This window comes from Azospirillum griseum (genome assembly GCF_003966125.1).
Taxonomy (GTDB): Bacteria; Pseudomonadota; Alphaproteobacteria; order Azospirillales; family Azospirillaceae; genus Azospirillum; species Azospirillum griseum.
The window spans coordinates 1-18833 of the sequence record NZ_RXMA01000011.1 but is presented as its reverse complement, the minus strand read 5'-3'; the positions used below and the strand labels follow the sequence as shown (position 1 = coordinate 18833).

Sequence of the window (18833 nt, the reverse complement as noted above, 5' to 3'; positions counted from 1 at the left end):
GCGATGGTTTAGAATCACATCAATATGTAATAGCAGCTTTTTCGGTATGACCATTCGGCCTATGATCGTCGGCGCGATAGGGCTGGAACGGGGACGGCTCGATGAACGATCGAAGCATGGAGTTCCTGAAGCAGGTCAGGGACCATCTCATGTACCTGAAGCTCCGTCCCGGCGGGGTGCGGCTTCAGGCCAAGGCGGTGGACCTGTCCGGACTGCGGCTGAAGGGCTTCACGCTCAATTCGGCGGTTCTGACCCAGGTCAACTTCTCCGACGCCGAGTTGGAGGGGGTGAGCTTTGACATGTCCGACCTGTTCGGGGCCAATTTCAGCCGGGCGGTGCTGGTCGGGTCCCGCTTCGTCCGGGCCGATCTGCGCGGGGCGAATTTTCTCAAGGCCAATCTGCGCAGCACCGATTTCGAAGAGGCGGATTTGCGCCCCGGTCAGATCCTGACCTTCGTGTCGGGCCGGGAGGAGGTGCGCAACCGCACCAATCTGCAGGACGCCTCCCTGGATGGTGTCAACTTCAAAAACGCCGACCTCAGCCACGCCGATCTGACCAACAGCGCGTTGCGCGGCACCGATTTCGCCGGGGCCAACCTGTTCGCCGCCAATCTGGCCGGGGCCGACCTCAGCGAGGCCAATTTCACCGGGGCCAAGCTGAAACAGGCGATCCTGAACGGCGCGACGCTCAACCAGACCATCCTGCGCAACGCCGATCTGCGCGACGCGGTGATGCGCAACGTCGATTTCACCAAGGCCGATGTGGTCGGGGCCAACCTGAACGGTGCCATCTACATGAAGAGCACCAGCGCCCTGCCGCCCGACGTGCGGCGGATGCTGGACAGCCACACTTTGTGGATCAACAGCGGCGGGGCACGCGGGGAGCGGGCGGATTTCACCGGCATGGATTTGCGCGGGGTCGATCTGACCGCCGTCGACCTGTCCGGTGCGGTCTTTCGCAACGCCCAGATGAGCGAGGCGTCGCTGTCCAACGCGCAACTGTCGCTGACCGATTTCGGCGGGGCCAATCTGAGCCGGGCGAAGCTGGATCAGGCGATCCTGACCGGGGCCAATCTGATGGGGGCCGATCTGACCGGTGCGCGGGCGGGGGACGCCGATTTCGGCCGGGTCGAGTTGCGCAAGCCCGATGGCACCCCGACCGGCCGCCTGTGGCCCGCCAACCTGACCGGTGCCACCCTGAGCGGCATCGACCTGCGCGGGGCGCGGCTGTCCGGTGCCCGCATCACCAGCGCCGTGTTCGAAAACGCGAACCTCTGCTCCGCCGACCTGCGCGGTTGCGACGAGGACGCGGCGGACCTGACCCGCGCCTATCTGTCGGGTGCCCGCCGTGGCCCCCTGCCGGTGCGGGAGGAGGGGGACGCGGCGGCCCTGTTGGCGGTTTAGCCTGTTGTGTTGCCGTCCCAGGCGGCCAACACCGTGGCGGTGTCGCTGGCCCGCCAGGGCGTGCGGGCGGGGGGCTGGCCGCCATCGACGCGCAGGCCCATCCGGGTTTCCACCAGCGGTTCCGGCCCGTCGGTGGTTTGAATTTGCCCGCGCGCGGCGATGTGCGGGTGCGCGGCGATCTCCCCGATCTCCGGCAGCGCTTCAAAGCAGCAATCCACCGGGTCGAGCAGGGTTTGCCAATCGGACAGGCTGCGGCTGGCGAACAGCGTGGCGAGTTCCGCCGTCAGCGCCTGTTGCGGCAGCGGATCGGCCTGCCGGGCCACCCAATCGGGCCGCTCCACCGCCGCGCAGAAGCCGCGCCAGAATTTCGGCTCCAGCGCCGACAGGGTGATGAAACGTCCGTCCGCCGTCTTGTAGATGCGGTAACAGGCCACCCCGCCCGACAGCAGCGCTTCGCCCCGTTGGGGCATCTGGCCGCGCGCGGCGGCGGTCAGGTTGATGCCCTGCCAGCCCAGCACCGTTTCCATGATCGACAGGTCGAGGAAGCAGCCCTCGCCCGTTCGCTCCCGCCCAAACAGTGCGGCGACCACCGCCAAAGCGGTTTGTTGGGCCGAGGCGAAATCGGCCACCGGCAGATAGGAGATCACCGGCTGATCGGGCAGGCCGGAGGCGTCCAGCCCGCCGCCGACCGCCATGTAATTCAGATCATGCCCAGCCCGCGTGGCGTAGGGGCCGCTGTAGCCCCAACCCGACAGGCTGGCGTGGACCAGGCGCGGATTCAGCGCCCGCAACCGGTCGCGGCCCAGCCCCAGCTTCTCCATCACGCCGGGACGGTAGCTTTCGACCAGCGCGTCGGCCCGTTGGATCAGCGCCTCCAGCCCGGCGCGGCCATCGGGTGTTTTCAGATCCAGGGTGACGACGGTCTTGCCCGCCGTGAAGATTTTGTAGGCGGCGGTCACGCCGTCGCTGTCCGTCGGACCCAGGAAACGCAGCGGATCGCCGTCCGGCGGCTCCACCTTCACCACCTCCGCCCCCAGATCGCCGAGAAGCTGGGCGGCGTGCGGGCCGGGCAGATACTGGCCAAGGTCGATGACCCGCAGGCCGGACAGGAAGGGCAGCGGCATGGTGGGCGTTTCCCGTGCTTTTTCGTGTTTTTTTGGTTGGCGCGCGGCGCGCCGGGCTGTGTGGCCTTATCCCCCCGTCACGCTCATGTGCCGGGACACCGCCGGGCCGTTGGTCTGGCGGTTGATGATGAAGTCGTGGCCCTTGGGCTTGCGGGCGATGGCGGCGCGCACGGCGTCGATCAGGTGCCCGTCGTCGTCGCTCATCCGCAGCGGCGCGCGCAGGTCGGCGGCGTCCTCCTGCCCCAGACACATGTAGAGGGTCCCGGTGCAGGTCAGGCGGACACGGTTGCAGCTTTCGCAGAAATTGTGCGTCAGCGGGGTGATGAAGCCGACGCGCTGGCCGGTTTCGCGCACGCGGACGTAACGGGCGGGGCCGCCGGTGCGGTGGTCGCTGTCCTCCAGCGTCCAGCGGGTTTCCAGCTCGGCCCGCAGATGGGTCAGCGGCCAATATTGGTCGTAGCGCGCGCCCTCGCCGATGTCGCCCATCGGCATCACCTCGATGAAGGTCAGATCGAAGCCCTCATGGCCGCACCAGGCGACCATCCGGTGAATCTCGTCGTCGTTGACGCCCTTCAGCGCCACGCAATTGATCTTCACCGCCAGCCCGGCCTCCTTGGCCGCCTGGATGCCGCCCAGGATCTTGTCGAGCTTGCCCCAGCGGGTGATCGCCTGGAATTTGTGGGGGTCGAGCGTGTCCAACGACACGTTGATCCGCCGCACCCCGGCGTCGAACAGCCCGGCGGCGTGCTTGAACAGCATGGTTCCGTTGGTGGTCAGGGTCAGCTCGTCCAGGTCGTCCGCCTTGACGTGGCGGCCCAGCCGCCGGATCAACTGCATCACGTCGCGCCGCACCAGCGGTTCGCCGCCGGTCAGTCGCAGCTTGCGGGTTCCCAGCCGGACGAAGGCGCTGCACAGCCGGTCCAGCTCCTCCAGCGTCAGCACCTCCGCCTTGGGCAGAAAACTCATGTCTTCGGCCATGCAGTAGACGCAGCGCAGATCGCAGCGGTCGGTCACGGACACGCGCAGATACTTCACGGCCCGACCGAAGGGGTCGATCAGGGGGGCGGGGGTCTCGCGCGTCATCGGCAGGCTCCGCAGGGGGACGCTCCGGCGGAGCGCCTTTCGTTGGTGGCACACATCATACAGATATGGTGCGCCCTTGTCCCATAGGGTAGGGGGCGCACGCCTTGACCATGGTCAAGGGTGGTGGGGTCAAGGGTGGTGGTGGTCAATGGTGATGGGGCTTGCCGGGGTCCGCAGCGGCGTTGCGTTCGGCCTCCGCCCGTTCGCGCAGATCGTCGTCGGTGGTGCGCGTCACCCGGGGTTCACCCAGCGCGAAGGGCGCGCCGCCCTGGGTGAACTGGTCCTGCACCCGGCAATCCTCGCACATGCGGATGCGGTTGGCGGCTTCCGGAGTCGCGAACATCCAGTGTTTGCCGGCCAGCACCGTCACGATCTTCTCGATGGAGGATTGGGTGGCAAAGGGCTTGCCGCAGGACACGCAGCAGAAGGGTTCCTCTTCCTTCACCACCACCGCACCGCGCGCGCGGTCGCGGAAATCCAGCTCCGGGACCAGGGTGATGACCTTTTCCGGGCAGGTCGCCTTGCACAGCCCGCACTGCACGCAGGCGTCCTGCGCGAAGGACAGCGTCGGCTTGTCGGCGTTGTCGAGCAGCGCCCCGGTCGGGCAGGCCCCGACGCAGGACAGGCACAGCGTGCAGCCCGCCACATCGACCGCCACCCGGCCAAAGGGTGCGCCCGGCGGCAGCGGCAGCACCTCCACCGTTGCCGCCCCTGTCGTCGCTGGGGCGACGCTGTGCAGGTGGCGCAGGGCCAGCATGGTGACGGCGCGCTTGGCACCCATCGCCAGGAAGCTGGCGGCGCGGTGCGGGGCCACGGCGGGCAGATCCCACAGCGCCGCCTCCACCGCGTCGGGATCGCGCGACTCGATCACCGCCACCCGGCCGGAGCCATAGCCCAGACCGCTGAAGGCGGCCTCCGCCAGCCCGATCTGCGCGGCCAGCCCGGCGGTTTCCCCGGCATTCTCCGGCCCGGTCAGCACGCGCACCTGGGTGCAGCCATAGGCCAGCGCCAGCGCGAACAGGTCGAATCCGGTTTGCGTCACCTCGTTCACGGCAAAGGGGATGACGCGGGCGGGCAGCCCCCGGCCATGGCGGGCGATCAGGCCGATCATCTCCTCGCCATGGCGGGGATCGTGGATCAACAGGGCGGGCGCGCTTTTCCCGGTTTTGTTGGCCGCCGCCTTGGCACCCCCCGCCTTGTCAAAGGTCGTCAGCAGCGTGCGCAGCCGGTCATAGAGCGTGGCGGCGGGCGGCAGGGCGTAGGTGGCGGCCCCGGTCGGGCAGACCGACGCGCAGGATCCGCAACCGGCGCAGACATGCGGGTCGAGCGCCACCGCGTCGCCGTTGGGGGTGATCGCCCCGGTCGGGCAGACCTCCAGACAGCGCGAACAGCCGGTTTTGCGGCTGCGGGAATGGGCGCACAGGTCCGGTTTGTAATCGACGAACAGCGGTTTTTCGAACTCCCCCACCAGATCGATCAGGTCGAGCAGGGCGTCGGCCACCTGCGCCGGGTTGCCGGGGTCGGCGCGGCGGTAGCCGTCGCGGCGGCCATGGGCGGGGAACAGCGGCGGCCCGCCGGTGAGGTCGAGGATCAGGTCGCAGCGCGCCGTCGCCCCCTGGCGCGGCGGTTCGAAGGCCAGCGCCCCGCGCGCGGAGGGCAGGGCGGGGGCGTAATCGTCCACCACAATGTCGAACGCGCCGATCCAGCCCGCCGCCTTGCGGATGCGGCCCCGGAACAGGGCGACGTCCAGCACCGGCGGCGGAGCCACCTCGCGCGCCGTCGTCAGCAGCACGGTGACGTCCAGATGCTTGGCCAGCCGCCGCCCGGCCTCCAGCGCCCGGTCGTCGGAGCCATAGACCAGACACACCCCGCCGGAGCTGAGCGTCAACGCCCCGGTGGGCGGAATTGGCAGGGCGGCTTCGGCCAGCAGCGCGGCGATCTTCGGCAGCGCCTGCGCCCCCTCGTCCGACCAGCCCGCCTTTTCCCGGATGTTGACGAAGCCCAGCGCGGTGTCGGGTGCCACATCCGCCGCGATCTCGCGGAACAGCGGGGCCTCCTGCGTGCAGGCCACCAGCAGCGGCGCGCCGCCCGCGTGTCCCAACGCGGCCTCGAAACGGTCGAGCTGCGACCGGCACAGTTGGTGATGCACCGTCACCGCCCCGCCCGCGCCACAGGCCGCCCCCAGCGCTGCCCCATCCAGGGGAACGCCACCCGCGCAATCGCACACCAGCATGCCCCGCCCGCCGTCCATCATTCTGGTTCCTCCCCTGCCGGGTGTCCGCCCCGGTTTCCCCCATCAGTGATATGGGCGGCGGCGGGGGCTTGGGAATGGGAAAGTGGAGGTGTGGGGGCTACAGCGCGGCAAGCAACCCCTGGAACCAGGGTGTGTCGCGCAGGGAGTCAAAATCGCTGTCGGAGGACAGGAGGCGTTTGGCGTTGGGGTGGGGGATGGCCAGGCAACGGGTCAACCACATCCGGCAGGCGGATTCGTTGCGACGGAGGCTGTGCAGGCAGGCGAGGTTGTAGAGGGTGTTTGGGGCGTTAGGCGTCAAGGACAGGGCGCGGCGGTATCGTGCATCGGTTTCCGCAAGATTCTGCGCGGCCTCGGTCCCGCTTGTGATGTTTGCCAAATAGAGAAAGGCAAACCCCCAGTTGTTCCACGCCTCGTGGCAGTTGGGTTTGATGGCGATGGCCTCGGCGTATTTCTGCGCGGCCAAGCCGAAGAGGGTGCGCGCGTCGTCCCCGCCTGTGGCCTTGGCCTGATGGAAGAGGGCGTTGCCCCAGTTGTTCCACGCCTCGTGTTTGTCTGGTTTGATGGCGATGGCCTCGGCGTATTTCTGCCCGGCCACGTCGAAGAGGGTGCGCGCGTCGTCCCCGCCTGTGGCCTTGGCCTGATCGGAGAGGGCGACGCCCCAGTTGTACCACGCCTCGTGGAAGTCTGGTTTGATGGCGATGGCCTCGGCGAATTTCTGCCCGGCCACGTCGAAGAGGGTGCGCGCGTCGTCCCCGCCTGTGGCCTTGGCCTGATCGGCGAGGGCGTTGCCCCAGTTGTACCACGCCTCGTGTTTGTCTGGTTTGATGGCGATGGCCTTGGCGTATTTCTGCCCGGCCACGTCGAAGAGGGTGCGCGCGTCGTCCCCGCCTGTGGCCCTGGCCTGATGGAAGAGTGCGTTGCCCCAGTTGTACCACGCCTCGTGGAAGTCTGGCTTGATGGCGATGGCCTTGGCGTATTTCTGCCCGGCCATGTCGAAGAGGGTGCGCGCGTCGTCTCCGCCTGTGGCCTTGGCCTGATGGAAGAGGGCGATGCCCCAGTTGTACCACGCCTCGTGGTCGTCGGGTTTGATGGCGATGGCCTCGGCGTATTTCTGTCCGGCCACGTCGAAGAGGGTGCGCGCGTCGTCTCCGCCTGTGGTCTTGGCCTGATCGGCGAGGGCGTTGCCCCAGTTGTTCCACGCCTCGTGTTTGTCGGGTTTGAGAGCAAGGCAGCGCTGATACTGTTCGATGGCGGTGCTGATCGCGCGTTCAAATTCTTTGCCGGTCGCGCTTTCTCCCCTCTGCTGTGCATTGACACCCAGCATGAAATGCGCGGTTGCCATCAAGCCCCGCAGTTCAGCGTCCTCGGCGATGGCTCCGTCCGTCACATCGCGCACCGCGTCGGCATAATCGGCCCGGAGGATGGCCTGAAGGACACGGTCCCGCGTGGCGTCGGCGGCGCTGCGCACCACGGTTTCGGCGTGGTCGATGCGTTTGCGGGCCTCCTGCACGATGTCGAGCGGCCCAGCCTTGTGCGGCAATTGAAAGGGGCCGACCCGGTCGAGCGTGTTGCGCAGATGCTGGAACGGGGCGCTGATGAAATCGGGAGGGAAGCAATCGAGCCGTTGCGCCAGTTCGACGAACAGGCGGTCGGCGTCGTAGCCGCGCAGGTACAGGGTCCCCTTGCCGGGCTTCAGCAGCTTTTGGGTCAGGTGGGGTGGCGGATCCTCGTCCTCATACCGCGCCCAGGTCAGGTTGTAGCGGAAATGCTCGACCGCTTCCAAATGGGTGAAGACCGGGTCGTTTTCCCCGCTGTACCCGGCGACCAGCCACATGCGCCCTTGCCCGGCCTCGCGGAACAGGGGGGCGAGGTTGGCGCTGTGGCGGCGAACGTCTTCCTCCGTGTGCAGCAGGATGAAGCCGTCGCGCTGGCCGTGCAGGTAGAACACCGCCTTTTCCGGCAGATATTCGGGGTGGAAATTCTGGGAGGCGGCGAAGTCATAGACCGCCGGGAATTCCCCGACCATCGCGCAGGCGCGCACCACCAGCGGGTCGAAATTGGTGGTCAGCACCCGGCTGACATAGCCATGCTTCATCAATTGGGCGATGGCGATGTGCGCCCAATTGATGTGGGCCTTGTCGATGGCCTCGGCCACCAGATCGCGGCGGTAGCCGTCGCCCAGCTCCGCCATCACGTCCGGGTAGTGTTTGGTTTTGGCCCGGCGATAGGCGGCACCATGTTCTTTTTGGATGCGGCTGACGAAGCCGTTGGCCAGCGGAATCCCGGCGGACACGGAGCAGCCCGCCCCGATCAGCAGACTGCACGCCTGGTTGGCCCGTTTGCGGGCGCGCATGCAGTCGGCAATTTCCTCAACGCTGGTGTTGGCAACCCCACTCATCGCACCCGCACCCCAATCCCACTCCGTGATCAACCTATCAGGGTTGTGATGGAAACAGGAAGTGGGGAGCGGATGCGGAGCGGAAGTGTTTCAACCGGCGCTCACACCCCCGGTTCGTTGGCGTTGGGGAAGAACAGGGATTGGCCGTCGATCTGGTAGGCGGCGATGGCCTGTTGCCCTTCCGCCGACACCAGCCAATCGACGAAGCTCTGGCCGTCCTTGGCCTTCACGTGGGGGAATTTGGCCGGGCTGACCAGCATCACGCCGTATTGGTTGAACAGCCGCTTGTCGCCTTCGACCAGGATCGACAGGCCGCCGCGATTCTTGAAGTTCAGCCAGGTGCCACGGTCGGCCAGCGCGTAGCCCTCCAGCGCGGCGGCGGTGTTCAGGGTCGGTCCCATGCCCTGGCCGATGGCCTTGTACCAGCCTTGGCCGGATTCCGCCTTGGCCGGGTCCAGGTTGGCGGCTTTCCACAGGGCGAGTTCGGCCTTGTGGGTCCCGCTGTCGTCGCCGCGCGACACGAAGGGGGCCTTGGCGGCGGCGATCCGGCCCAGGGCGTCGGCCACGTCCTTGGATCCCTTCACCCCGGCGGGGTCCTTGGCCGGGCCGACGATGACGAAATCATTGTACATCACTGGCTTGCGTTCGGCGGCGAAGCCCTCGGCGACGAATTTCTCCTCCGATGGCTTGTGGTGGACGAACAGCACGTCGGCGTCGCCGCGCTTGGCCAGATCGATGGCCTGCCCGGTTCCCTTGGCGACCACGCGCACCGCGATTCCCGTCTTGGCGGTGAAGGCGGGCAGCAGCGCCTTGAACAGCCCGGAATCCTCGGTCGAGGTGGTCGAGGCCACGGTGATGAAACGGTCCTCCGCCCGCGCGCCCGGCGCGCCGCCCAGCGTGCACAGGGTGACGGCGGCGGCGAGACCCAAAACGACCCGACCGATGACGGAACGGCGCTGCATGGCGCACTCCTCCCTTGGCGTTGTGCTCTCCAAGACGTAGCGCGTGCGGCGGCCCGCGACCAGCCCCATCCGGGCGTGATCAGCGCCGCGCGGTCTCCCGCAGCAGGGATGCGACAAAATTGACCAGCAGCGACAGGGTCATCAGGACGATTCCCAGCCCCAGCGCGGTGGGCAGATCGCCCTTGCTGGTTTCCAGGGCGATGGCGGTGGTCATCACGCGGGTGGCGTGTTCGATGTTGCCGCCGACGATCATCACCGCCCCGACCTCCGCCGACGCGCGCCCGAACCCGGCCAGCACCGTGGTCAACAGGCTCCACCGCGCTTCGGACAGCAGGGTGGTCAGGGTGGCGAGCGGCCCGGCCCCGGTGACGCGCAGCAGATCGTCGTACTCGACCAGCAGATCCTCCACCGTCTGCCGGGCGAGCGAGGCGACGATGGGCACGATCAGCACGGTTTGCGCCACGATCATCGCCGTGGGCGTGAACAGCAGCCCCAGAACCCCGAAGGGGCCGGAGCGCGACAGCAGCAGGAACACCACCAGCCCCACCACCACCGGCGGCAACCCCATCAGCGTGTTGAGCGTCACCGCCAGCCCGCGCCGCCCCGGAAAACGCAGGGCGGCGATGGCCGCCCCCAGCGGCAAGCCGATCAGCGTGGCGGCCAGAAGGGCGGTCAGGCTGACGCGCAACGACAGGCCGACGATCCGCAACAGGCCCGTGTCCAGCGTGACGATCATCTCGACGGCGGTGGCCAGCGCCTGGGTGAAATCCTGCATGCGATCCGAACGGATGGTGGGAATGGTTGGGTGCGGCAACGGTTGGGCTTGCCCAGGCGGCGGCGGTCGCCCACACTCGCGCCCATGACCACCGCACCCACCGCATCCCTCACCATACAGCCGGATCCGGCGAACCCCAAGCTGACCGAACGCGTCGCCGGGTTGGACCAGGATGGCCACCCGGTCGAGATCGCCGTCACCGTCGAACGCCCGCTGACGCTCTATCTGAACGGCCAGGAAATCGTCACCATGATGACGATCGGCGATTACCCGGAGTGTCTGGCCGTCGGCTATCTGCTGAACCAGAACATGCTGCGGCGCGACGACCGCATCACCGCCATCGACGTGGACGAGGAGACCGACACCGTCGTCGTCCGCACCGAACGCGCGACCGATTACGAGGCCAAGCTGAAGAAAAAGACGCTGACCTCCGGCTGCGCCCAGGGAACCGCCTTCGGCGACGTGATGGAAAGCTTCGGCACCGCCCGGCTGCCGACCGGCGCGCGGCTGCGCACCTCGTGGATTTACGCGCTGTCCAAGGCGATCAACCGGACGCCCAGCCTGTATCTGGAGGCCGGGGCGATCCATGGCTGCGTGCTGTGCCGGGAAGACCAGCCGCTGGTCTATATGGAGGATGTCGGGCGGCACAACGCGGTGGACAAGGTGGCCGGCTGGATGCACCTGAACGCTGTGTCGGCGGCGGACAAAATCTTTTACACAACGGGCCGTTTGACCTCTGAAATGGTCATCAAGACGGTGCAGATGGGCATTCCGATCCTGATTTCCCGTTCGGGCTTCACCGCCTGGGGGGTGGAGCTGGCGCGGCAGGTGGACCTGACGCTGGTCGGGCGGGCCAAGGGCAAGCGCTTCCTCGCCCTGGCCGGAACCGACCGTCTGATCTTCGACGCCGACTCCGACACCGCCGGGGAGGAGGAGCATCGGCACGCGCGCAAGGGAGGGCGCGAGGATGAGTGATGTGGTGGGGCTGCTGCTGGCCGGGGGGCTGTCGCGCCGGATGGGCGGCGGTGACAAGAATTTGCAGAAGCTGGCGGGCCGGACGATCCTGGAGCGCATCATCGACGCCGCCCGCCCGCAGGTGGGCGCGCTGGTGCTGAACGCCAACGGCGACCCGGCGCGCTTCGCCGCGTTCGGTTTGCCGGTGGCGGCGGACGTGGTCGGCGGCTATCCGGGGCCGCTGGCCGGGGTGCTGACAGGTCTGGAATGGGCGCGCGACCACGCCCCCGACGCCCGCTGGGTCGTGACCTTCGCCACCGACGCGCCCTTTGTGCCCGGCGATCTGGTGGCGCGCCTGATCGCGGCGGCGGAGCGGGACGGGGCCGCTCTGGCCTGCGCCCGGTCCGACGGCCAGATGCACCCGGTGTTCGGCCTGTGGCCGGTGGCGTTGGCCGCCGATCTGCGCCACGCCGTGACCGAGGAGGGGGTGCGCAAGGTCGATGCCTGGACCGCGCGCCACCGGCTGGCGGTGGCCGATTTCTCCACCGATCCGGTCGATCCCTTTTTCAACGCCAACCGCCCGGAGGATTTGGAGGAGGCCGAACGGCTGCTGGTCTGGGGGGCTTCGCGATGACCGACGACCCCGTCGATCCGGGCACCGCCCCGCTGCGCCGCATCGAAACCCTGCCGCTGGGCATCGTGGTGGAGCGGCGGGCCTCGACCAGCCCGTGGGCGGATTGGTCGTGGCGGGTGGCGGCGGTGATCCCCGGCGCCGGACCGGTCGAACCGCCGGGCCGGCTCCTGCGCAGCGGCGAGGGTTGGACCCACACCCACGCGGCGACGCTGGAGCTGGAACTGTTCCGCACCGACACCGAAGGCTACCGCCTGAACCTGTCGCAGGAACCGCCCCGCCTGTGGGTGGTGCTGCGCCCCGACGCGGCGGGCGACGCCATGATTCCGGTGGTCGTCACCGCGTCGGCCCATGAGGGGGAGGGGTATCAGGTCGGCATGGATGTGGTGGAAACCGTGCCGATGCCGCCGGACATCACCGCGCTGGTCCGGGATTTCGTCGATCAGCACCACGTTGACGTCCCGTTCGAAAAGCGCGAACGCAAGCGTCATTTCGACAAGGATGACAGACGGGGTGACGGCAGGCGTGGTGGACCACAAGGCGGAGGGACAGGGTGAGCGACGAACCGTTCCTGTCGCGCTGGTCGCGGCTGAAGCGCCGGGCGGCGACGCCGGTTCCGGTCGATTCACCACCATCCCGGCCGCCGGTGCCGTCAGCCGAGTCCGGCGCGGCGGTGGACGGTGCGGTTCCGGTGGAGGCCGCGCCGGATTCCATGTCCGATTCCGGATCGGACCCGTTGGCTGATCTGCCGTCGGTCGAGGAACTGACCGCCGAGTCCGACTTCACCCCCTTCCTGCGCGCCGACGTGCCGGAGGACCTGCACCGTCAGGCGTTGCGCAAGCTGTGGACCTCCGATCCGGTCTACGCCAACGACGATGGGCTGAAGGATTACGCCGAGGATTACGCGGGCCTGTTCACCGGTGCCAACCCGGTCAAGACGCTCTATCGCGTCGGGCGCGGCTTCCTGACGGAAGAACCGGCGGAATCCCCCACGCCCCCCCAGCACCAGGGGGAGGGGCGGGAAGACCTTGCCCACCCGGCCGACGCGTTGCCGTCGCCGGTGGAGACTCCGCTGGCTGACTCCGCCCTGGCCGTCGATCCCATCCGTCCCCACCCTCTCACCGATGGGGAACAGGACACGGTCCCCTCCGCGCGGGTGTGAGGCAAAACGCCGCAACGCACCGTCGCCCGTTGCCACGCAAGGGGCGCTCTGACGCGGCGGGCATAGCGCTTTCAAAAAGAGTGGGTTGACCCACAATTCGCCCCTGTCCTTTGTTGACAACGGGTCGGCGCGGGCTTTCTTATTAACAACGTCTGTTGTGTTAAGCCTCTGTTGAGCAATGGCTTTTCGCAGATGCATCAAAATGGGTGGCATCAAAATGGGTGAGGGTCCGAAGGACCATCCGGCACCGGCGGGATCCGCCGCGCCGCCAAGCCCATGGTCGTGGGGATGGAAGGGCAACGATCCGTGGTGATGAGCGCCGATCTTGCGCAAGACAACCGGGACTCCGCCGAGGTGGCGGAGGAGGAGTTGTTGCGCGCCCAGGTCTATGGCTTGCTCGCCCGCTTGCTGCGCGCACCCCCCGATGACGGGTTGCTGGCCGCCCTGGCCGACCTGCGCGGCGATGGTGGCGGTTTCGGGGACGCGCTCAACGCGCTGGCCGGGGCCGCGCGGGAGAGCGACGCGGCGGCGGTGGCGGCGGAGTTCACCACCCTGTTCATCGGCGTTGGCGGCAGCGAACGCTTGCCCTACGCCTCCTACTACCTCACCGGTTTCATGAACGAAAAGCCGTTGGCCGTTTTGCGCGACGACATGGCCCGGCTGGGCATCGCGCGCGCCGATGGCGTGACCGAACCCGAAGACCATCTGGCCGCCCTGTGCGAGATGATGGCCGGGTTGATCGGCGGCCTGTTCGAGGAAACCACCGAAACGGGCGATGCCGCACCGGTTGGCCTGGACGGGCAGAAGCGCTTTTACGACCGTCACATCGGCGCGTGGGCCGGGCGGTTTTTCGCGGATTTGCAGACCTCGCCGTCGGCGCGCTTTTACCGGGCGGTCGGCGCGGTCGGGGAACAGTTTCTGGCGGTCGAGGGCCGGGCCTTTGACCTTGCGGCGTGATGGACGGGATGGACGGGAGCGGGACCATGACGGAACGACACAGAGCGGATAAGCCCAACGGTGCGATGGCGCGGCGCGACCTGTTCCGCGTCGCGGGTCTTGGCGTCGGTGCCCTGGGTGCCGCCGCCGTTGGTGCGGTCGGTGCCGCCCCCACCGCCGAAGCCGCTCCCACCGCCCCCGCCACCACCGGCTATCGCGAGACCGACCATGTGCGGACGGTCTATGCGCTGAGCCGCTTCTGAGAGGATCGCCACGATGCTCGTCAAGAAACGCTCGACCGCCGCCGGTGGCCGCCACCTGTCCCGCAGCCTGTCCGCCGCTGTCGGCTCCGTCACCGGGGCCACGGTGGACCGTCGCGCCTTCCTGCGCACCTCCGGTCTTGCCGCCGGTGGGGCCGCGCTGGCCGCAACGATGCCGTTCGGCATGGTGAAGAAGGCCGACGCCGCCAGCGCTGCCCCGGCCGCAGCAGGCGCGCCGGTCAAGCAGGTCAAGACCATCTGCACCCATTGTTCGGTCGGCTGCACCGTGGTGGCCGAGGTTCAAAACGGGGTCTGGATCGGCCAGGAACCCGGTTTTGACAGCCCGATCAATCTGGGTGCCCATTGCGCGAAGGGCGCGTCGGTGCGCGAACACGCGCACGGCGAACGCCGCCTGCGCTACCCGATGAAGATGGTCAACGGCACCTGGACCCGCATCACCTGGGACCAGGCGATCCAGGAGGTGGGCGACAAGCTGCTGGAGATCCGGCAGAAATCCGGTCCCGACGCGGTGTTCTGGCTGGGATCGGCCAAGCACAGCAACGAGCAGGCCTATCTGTTCCGCAAATTCGCCGCCTTCTGGGGGACCAACAACGTCGATCACCAGGCGCGCATCTGCCATTCGACGACGGTCGCGGGCGTGGCCAACGTCTGGGGCTATGGTGCCATGACGAACAGCTACAACGACATCCAGAAGTCGAAGGCGATGTTCTTCATCGGCTCCAACGCCGCCGAAGCGCACCCCGTCTCGATGCTCCACATCCTGAAGGCCAAGGAGCAGAACAACGCCCCGCTGATCGTCGCCGACCCGCGTTTCACCCGCACCGCCGCCAAGGCCGACGAATACATCCGCTTCCGTCCCGGCACCGACGTCGGGCTGATCTGGGGCATCCTCTGGCACATTCTGGAGAATGGCTGGGAGGACAAGGATTACATCGCCAAGCGTGTGTACGGTTTTGACGACATCCGCGCCGAGGTCGCCAAATGGACCCCGGCGGAGGTGGAGCGTGTGACCGGGGTTCCCGGCTCGCAGCTGCGCCGCGTGGCGCGCACGTTGGCCTCCAACCGGCCCGGAACGTTGGTCTGGTGCATGGGCGGGACCCAGCACCACATCGGCAACAACAACACGCGCGCCTATTGTGTGCTGCAACTGGCGCTGGGCAATGTCGGCGTGACCGGCGGCGGCACCAACATCTTCCGAGGGCACGACAACGTGCAGGGGGCGACCGATTTCGGCGTCACCTCCGACAGTTTGCCCGGCTATTACGGCTTGGCCGAAGGGGCGTGGAAGCACTGGGCGCGGGTGTGGGGGGTGTCTTACGACTCGCTGCTCGCCCGCTTCACGTCCAAGGAGTTGATGGAGCGGACCGGCATTCCGGTGTCGCGCTGGTACGACGGCGTGCTGGAAGCCAAGGAGAATCTGGACCAGCCCGAATCGCTGAAGGCCATGGTCTTCTGGGGCCACGCGCCCAACAGCCAGGTTCGTCTGCCGGAAATGAAGAAGGCGATGGAGAAGCTGGAGCTTCTCGTCGTCGTCGATCCCTATCCGACGATGACGGCGGTGCTGTCGGACCGGAAGGACAATTTTTACCTGCTGCCCGCCGCCACCCAGTTCGAAACCTACGGGTCGCGCACGGCGTCGAACCGGTCGGTGCAGTGGGGGGAAAAGGTCGTCGAACCGCTGTTCGAGGCGAAGACCGACCACGAGATCATGCACCGCTTCGCCAAGAAGTTCGGCTTCGACCAGGATCTGTTCAAGGCGATCAAGGTCAACGGCAACGAACCGTTGGTCGAGGACATCACCCGCGAGTGGAATCGCGGCATGTGGTCGGTCGGCTACACCGGCCAGTCGCCTGAGCGCATGCGGCTGCACATGGAGCATCAGGCCACCTTCGACAAGACGACGCTGCGCGCCGTCGGTGGTCCCTGCGACGGCGAATTCTTCGGCATGCCCTGGCCCTGCTGGGGCACGCCGGAGATGAAGCATCCGGGCACGGCCAACCTGTATGACACCTCGCTGCCGGTGGCCGAGGGCGGCGGAGCCTTCCGCGCCCGCTTCGGGGTGGAGCGCAACGGCGTCACCCTGCTGGCCGAAGGCTCCTACCCCGAAGGCTCGCCGATCAAGGACGGCTACCCCGAAGTCACCATGGCGATGCTCCAGAAGCTGGGCTTCGACAAGGAGCTGACGGCGGAGGAACTGGCGGTCATCCAGAAGATCGGCGGCGAGAAGATCGGCGCGGTGTCCTGGACCACCGACCTGTCCGGCGGCATCCAGCGTGTCGCGGTCAAGAACGGTCTCAATCCGCCGGGCAACGCCAAGGCGCGTTGCGTGGCGTGGAACTTCCCCGATCCGGTGCCGATCCACCGCGAGCCGCTCTACACCCCGCGCCGCGATCTGGTCGCCAGCTACCCGACCTACAAGGACACCAAATCGTGGCGTCTGCCCACGCTCTACAAGTCGATCCAGGACCGCGACGTGTCCAAGGACTACCCGATCATCCTCACCTCGGGCCGTCTGGTCGAGTATGAGGGCGGTGGCGACGAAACCCGCTCGAACCCGTGGCTGGCCGAGTTGCAGCAGGACATGTTCGTGGAACTCAACCCGTTCGACGCCAACAACGCCGGGATCAAGGACGGTCAGATGGTGTGGGTCGAGGGGGCGGAAAAGGGTCGGGTCAAGGTCAAGGCGATGGTGACGGAGCGGGTGGGGCGCGGCGTGGCCTTCATGCCCTTCCATTTCGGTGGCTGGTATCAGGGCCAGGATCTGCGCGGCAAATACCCCAAGGGGGCCGATCCGATCGTGCTGGGCGAGGCGGCGAACACCGCGACGACCTACGGCTACGACTCGGTCACGCAGATGCAGGAAACCAAGACCACCCTTTGCCGCGTGACGGCGGCGGTTTGAGCACGGGGAGCGCTGAACCATGGCCCGCATGAAATTCCTGTGCGACGCGGAACGCTGCATCGAATGCAACGCCTGCGTCACCGCCTGCAAGAACGAGAACGAGGTTCCCTGGGGCGTCAACCGCCGCCGGGTCGTGACCATCAACGACGGCAAGCCGGGTGAACGGACCATTTCGGTCGCCTGCATGCATTGCTCCGACGCGCCGTGCAAGGCGGTCTGCCCGGTCGATTGCTTCTATCAGACCGAACAGGGCGTGGTGCTGCACAACAAGGATCTGTGCATCGGCTGCGGCTACTGCTTCTACGCCTGTCCGTTCGGCGCGCCGCAATACCCGCAGGCGGGCAATTTCGGCACGCGCGGCAAGATGGACAAATGCACCTTCTGCTCCGGTGGGCCGGAAGAGGACATGTCCGACGCCGAGTTCCGCAAATACGGACGCAACCGTCTGGCCGAAGGCAAGCTGCCGCTGTGCGCGGAAATGTGCTCCACCAAGGCGTTGCTGGCCGGTGACGCCGACAAGGTGTCCGACATTTACCGCGAGCGCGTCGTCGCCCGTGGGTTCGGCTCCGGGGCCTGGGGCTGGGGGACCGCCTACCAGACCAAGAACGGGCAGGAACGCGACCAGTTGCGCGAACGCAAGCAGGGGCAGTGATGATGCGCGGTTGGGTCATCGTCGTTGGGTGCGCGGTTCTGCTGGCCGGGTGCCAGGAGGACGGTGCCCCGCGTCCGATCCACATCGAGAAGGGCGTGTATCAGGGCACGCCCGACACGCCGCGCAGCGAGGATGAGTTGCGGGCGCTTCAACAGCGCACCGCGACTCAGCGTTTCTAACGGGCGGGAGAGTGACGACGATGCAACGACGGCCTCGGACCTTAGCCGCTCTTTCCGCCCTTGTTGTGCTTTCCGGTTTGGCCACGACCGGCCCGGCCCTTGCCGCTGGCGACGCGCCGCCGGTCCCGACCCAGATTGAAGGGGTGGATCGCGGGGCGGTCTGGCACAGCCTGCGCACCGGCGAGACGGTGGGCATCGTTTCCATCCCCAACAAACAAGCCGCCGTGCTGATCCAATCGGAAGGCGAGGCGTGGCGCGCCCTGCGCAACGGTCCCCTCAGCGAGTATGGGCGCTGGGTGTTGGGCGGGATCGTCGGTTTGCTGGCGCTCTTCTTCCTGTTGCGCGGGCGCATCCGCATCGACGGGGCGAAGACCGGCCAGACCATCGAACGTTTCAACACGGTGGAGCGGGCGGCCCATTGGTTGACGGCGGGCAGCTTTGTCGTTCTGGCGCTGTCGGGCCTCAACCTGCTCTATGGCCGTCACGTTCTGCTGCCGATCCTGGGGGCGCAGCCTTTTGCCACCCTGACCCAATACGGCAAGATCGCCCACAATTTCCTGGGTTTCGCCTTTCTGCTGGGGTTGCTGCTGATCTTTGTCATGTGGGTGCGGCACAACATTCCGGAGCGCCACGATCTGGTGTGGTTTCTGAAGGCGGGCGGGCTTTTCTCCAAGGGCGTCCACCCCCCGGCCCGCAAGTTCAACGGCGGTCAGAAAGTGATTTTCTGGGCGACCATCGTCGGTGGCGCGGCGCTGGGTTACACCGGCGTGCAACTGATCTTCCCCTTCAGTTTCGCCACCCTGCTGGAACTGCAACTGTTCCAGTTGGCGCACGCCGCCATTGCCATCGTGATGATCGCCATCATCCTGGCCCACATCTACATCGGCTCCATCGGCATGGAGGGGGCCTTTGCCGCGATGGGCGACGGCCAGGTCGAATTGCAGTGGGCGCGCGAACACCATTCCCTGTGGGTTCAGGAAGTGACCGGGGAGGTGCCCGACCATCATCACCCCGCGCCAAAGGCCCCGGCGGAATGATGCGGGGCGGGGCCACGGGAATCGCATTTGGAAAAGATGAGTAGCAGCGTTCGTTGAAATGGATTCTGTATGTCGGCCCTTATGGCGGGAGCTGGGTCGA

17 protein-coding genes are annotated in these 18833 nt (G+C 67.3%); 11 read left to right on the top strand and 6 right to left on the bottom strand.

Annotated elements, in window-relative coordinates:
• Nucleotides 1-101 precede the first annotated feature (101 nt).
• Entirely contained in the window at nucleotides 102-1403 is a 1302-nt protein-coding gene (locus EJ903_RS13110) for a pentapeptide repeat-containing protein (RefSeq protein ID WP_126615935.1), read from the top strand.
• Here EJ903_RS13110 and EJ903_RS13105 read toward each other — a convergent pair.
• The 6 genes from EJ903_RS13105 to EJ903_RS13080 all read right to left on the bottom strand — a co-directional run bounded on the left by EJ903_RS13105 (nucleotide 1400) and on the right by EJ903_RS13080 (nucleotide 9999).
• Nucleotides 1400-2527 carry a CaiB/BaiF CoA transferase family protein gene (locus EJ903_RS13105; RefSeq protein WP_126615932.1) on the bottom strand — a complete coding sequence of 376 codons (1128 nt, stop codon included), beginning with the start codon at nucleotides 2525-2527 and terminating at the stop codon, nucleotides 1400-1402. The two genes, EJ903_RS13110 and EJ903_RS13105, sit on opposite strands and share 4 nt — an antisense overlap.
• Before the next feature lie 66 nt (nucleotides 2528-2593).
• Nucleotides 2594-3610 (bottom strand): GTP 3',8-cyclase MoaA, encoded by a 1017-nt coding sequence (gene moaA / locus EJ903_RS13100; RefSeq protein ID WP_126615929.1) that lies wholly within the window; start codon nucleotides 3608-3610, stop codon nucleotides 2594-2596.
• A 145-nt stretch (nucleotides 3611-3755) separates the two neighbouring features.
• The gene (locus EJ903_RS13095; protein WP_126615926.1) at nucleotides 3756-5864 is read right to left on the bottom strand and encodes a 4Fe-4S dicluster domain-containing protein; all 2109 of its coding nucleotides are present in this window, start codon (nucleotides 5862-5864) and stop codon (nucleotides 3756-3758) included.
• 97 nt (nucleotides 5865-5961) lie between these two features.
• Nucleotides 5962-8262 carry a TPR end-of-group domain-containing protein gene (locus EJ903_RS13090; protein ID WP_126615924.1) on the bottom strand — a complete coding sequence of 767 codons (2301 nt, stop codon included), beginning with the start codon at nucleotides 8260-8262 and terminating at the stop codon, nucleotides 5962-5964.
• Nucleotides 8263-8363: 101 nt separating this feature from the next.
• On the bottom strand, nucleotides 8364-9224 hold the full coding sequence (locus tag EJ903_RS13085) for an ABC transporter substrate-binding protein (protein WP_126615921.1): 861 nt from the start codon (nucleotides 9222-9224) through the stop codon (nucleotides 8364-8366).
• Between the two features lie 79 nt (nucleotides 9225-9303).
• Nucleotides 9304-9999, bottom strand: coding sequence for an ABC transporter permease (locus EJ903_RS13080; RefSeq protein ID WP_126615919.1), 696 nt, complete (start codon nucleotides 9997-9999; stop codon nucleotides 9304-9306).
• 84 nt (nucleotides 10000-10083) lie between these two features.
• On the opposite strand from EJ903_RS13080, the gene fdhD reads away from it, so the two are divergent.
• The 10 genes from fdhD (at nucleotide 10084) to EJ903_RS13030 (ending at nucleotide 18733) form a co-directional block, all read left to right on the top strand.
• Nucleotides 10084-10974, top strand: coding sequence for a formate dehydrogenase accessory sulfurtransferase FdhD (fdhD, locus tag EJ903_RS13075; protein ID WP_126615916.1), 891 nt, complete (start codon nucleotides 10084-10086; stop codon nucleotides 10972-10974).
• Nucleotides 10967-11587, top strand: a complete 621-nt coding sequence (mobA, locus tag EJ903_RS13070; RefSeq protein WP_126615913.1) for a molybdenum cofactor guanylyltransferase MobA — start codon at nucleotides 10967-10969, stop codon at nucleotides 11585-11587. The genes fdhD and mobA overlap by 8 nt, the downstream gene beginning before the upstream one ends.
• Nucleotides 11584-12141, top strand: a complete 558-nt coding sequence (locus tag EJ903_RS13065; RefSeq protein ID WP_126615911.1) for a DUF3305 domain-containing protein — start codon at nucleotides 11584-11586, stop codon at nucleotides 12139-12141. The genes mobA and EJ903_RS13065 overlap by 4 nt, the downstream gene beginning before the upstream one ends.
• The gene (locus EJ903_RS13060; protein ID WP_126615909.1) at nucleotides 12138-12746 is read left to right on the top strand and encodes a DUF3306 domain-containing protein; all 609 of its coding nucleotides are present in this window, start codon (nucleotides 12138-12140) and stop codon (nucleotides 12744-12746) included. The genes EJ903_RS13065 and EJ903_RS13060 overlap by 4 nt, the downstream gene beginning before the upstream one ends.
• Before the next feature lie 312 nt (nucleotides 12747-13058).
• The gene (locus EJ903_RS13055) at nucleotides 13059-13703 is read left to right on the top strand and encodes a TorD/DmsD family molecular chaperone (RefSeq protein WP_126615906.1); all 645 of its coding nucleotides are present in this window, start codon (nucleotides 13059-13061) and stop codon (nucleotides 13701-13703) included.
• A gap of 26 nt (nucleotides 13704-13729) precedes the next feature.
• Entirely contained in the window at nucleotides 13730-13945 is a 216-nt protein-coding gene (locus EJ903_RS13050; RefSeq protein ID WP_210211440.1) for a formate dehydrogenase, read from the top strand.
• 13 nt (nucleotides 13946-13958) lie between these two features.
• Nucleotides 13959-16865, top strand: a complete 2907-nt coding sequence (locus EJ903_RS13045) for a formate dehydrogenase subunit alpha (protein WP_126615904.1) — start codon at nucleotides 13959-13961, stop codon at nucleotides 16863-16865.
• Nucleotides 16866-16884: 19 nt separating this feature from the next.
• Nucleotides 16885-17517 carry a formate dehydrogenase FDH3 subunit beta gene (gene fdh3B, locus EJ903_RS13040; RefSeq protein ID WP_126615902.1) on the top strand — a complete coding sequence of 211 codons (633 nt, stop codon included), beginning with the start codon at nucleotides 16885-16887 and terminating at the stop codon, nucleotides 17515-17517.
• Nucleotides 17517-17696 (top strand): hypothetical protein, encoded by a 180-nt coding sequence (locus tag EJ903_RS13035; RefSeq protein WP_126615900.1) that lies wholly within the window; start codon nucleotides 17517-17519, stop codon nucleotides 17694-17696. Before fdh3B ends, EJ903_RS13035 begins: the two co-directional genes overlap by 1 nt.
• 77 nt (nucleotides 17697-17773) lie before the next feature.
• Entirely contained in the window at nucleotides 17774-18733 is a 960-nt protein-coding gene (locus EJ903_RS13030) for a formate dehydrogenase subunit gamma (RefSeq protein ID WP_246015530.1), read from the top strand.
• The last annotated feature ends 100 nt before the right edge of the window (nucleotides 18734-18833 follow it).

Coding starts and splice junctions, on each gene's coding strand:
- EJ903_RS13055 (WP_126615906.1), top strand. CDS start 13,059: ATGAGCGCCGATCTTGCGCAAGACAACCGGGACTCCGCCGAGGTGGCG.
- fdh3B (WP_126615902.1), top strand. CDS start 16,885: ATGGCCCGCATGAAATTCCTGTGCGACGCGGAACGCTGCATCGAATGC.
- EJ903_RS13105 (WP_126615932.1), bottom strand. CDS start 2,527: ATGCCGCTGCCCTTCCTGTCCGGCCTGCGGGTCATCGACCTTGGCCAG.
- fdhD (WP_126615916.1), top strand. CDS start 10,084: ATGACCACCGCACCCACCGCATCCCTCACCATACAGCCGGATCCGGCG.
- EJ903_RS13095 (WP_126615926.1), bottom strand. CDS start 5,864: ATGATGGACGGCGGGCGGGGCATGCTGGTGTGCGATTGCGCGGGTGGC.
- EJ903_RS13035 (WP_126615900.1), top strand. CDS start 17,517: ATGATGCGCGGTTGGGTCATCGTCGTTGGGTGCGCGGTTCTGCTGGCC.
- EJ903_RS13090 (WP_126615924.1), bottom strand. CDS start 8,262: ATGAGTGGGGTTGCCAACACCAGCGTTGAGGAAATTGCCGACTGCATG.
- EJ903_RS13065 (WP_126615911.1), top strand. CDS start 11,584: ATGACCGACGACCCCGTCGATCCGGGCACCGCCCCGCTGCGCCGCATC.
- moaA (WP_126615929.1), bottom strand. CDS start 3,610: ATGACGCGCGAGACCCCCGCCCCCCTGATCGACCCCTTCGGTCGGGCC.
- EJ903_RS13045 (WP_126615904.1), top strand. CDS start 13,959: ATGCTCGTCAAGAAACGCTCGACCGCCGCCGGTGGCCGCCACCTGTCC.
- EJ903_RS13080 (WP_126615919.1), bottom strand. CDS start 9,999: ATGCAGGATTTCACCCAGGCGCTGGCCACCGCCGTCGAGATGATCGTC.
- EJ903_RS13085 (WP_126615921.1), bottom strand. CDS start 9,224: ATGCAGCGCCGTTCCGTCATCGGTCGGGTCGTTTTGGGTCTCGCCGCC.
- EJ903_RS13110 (WP_126615935.1), top strand. CDS start 102: ATGAACGATCGAAGCATGGAGTTCCTGAAGCAGGTCAGGGACCATCTC.
- EJ903_RS13050 (WP_210211440.1), top strand. CDS start 13,730: ATGACGGAACGACACAGAGCGGATAAGCCCAACGGTGCGATGGCGCGG.
- mobA (WP_126615913.1), top strand. CDS start 10,967: ATGAGTGATGTGGTGGGGCTGCTGCTGGCCGGGGGGCTGTCGCGCCGG.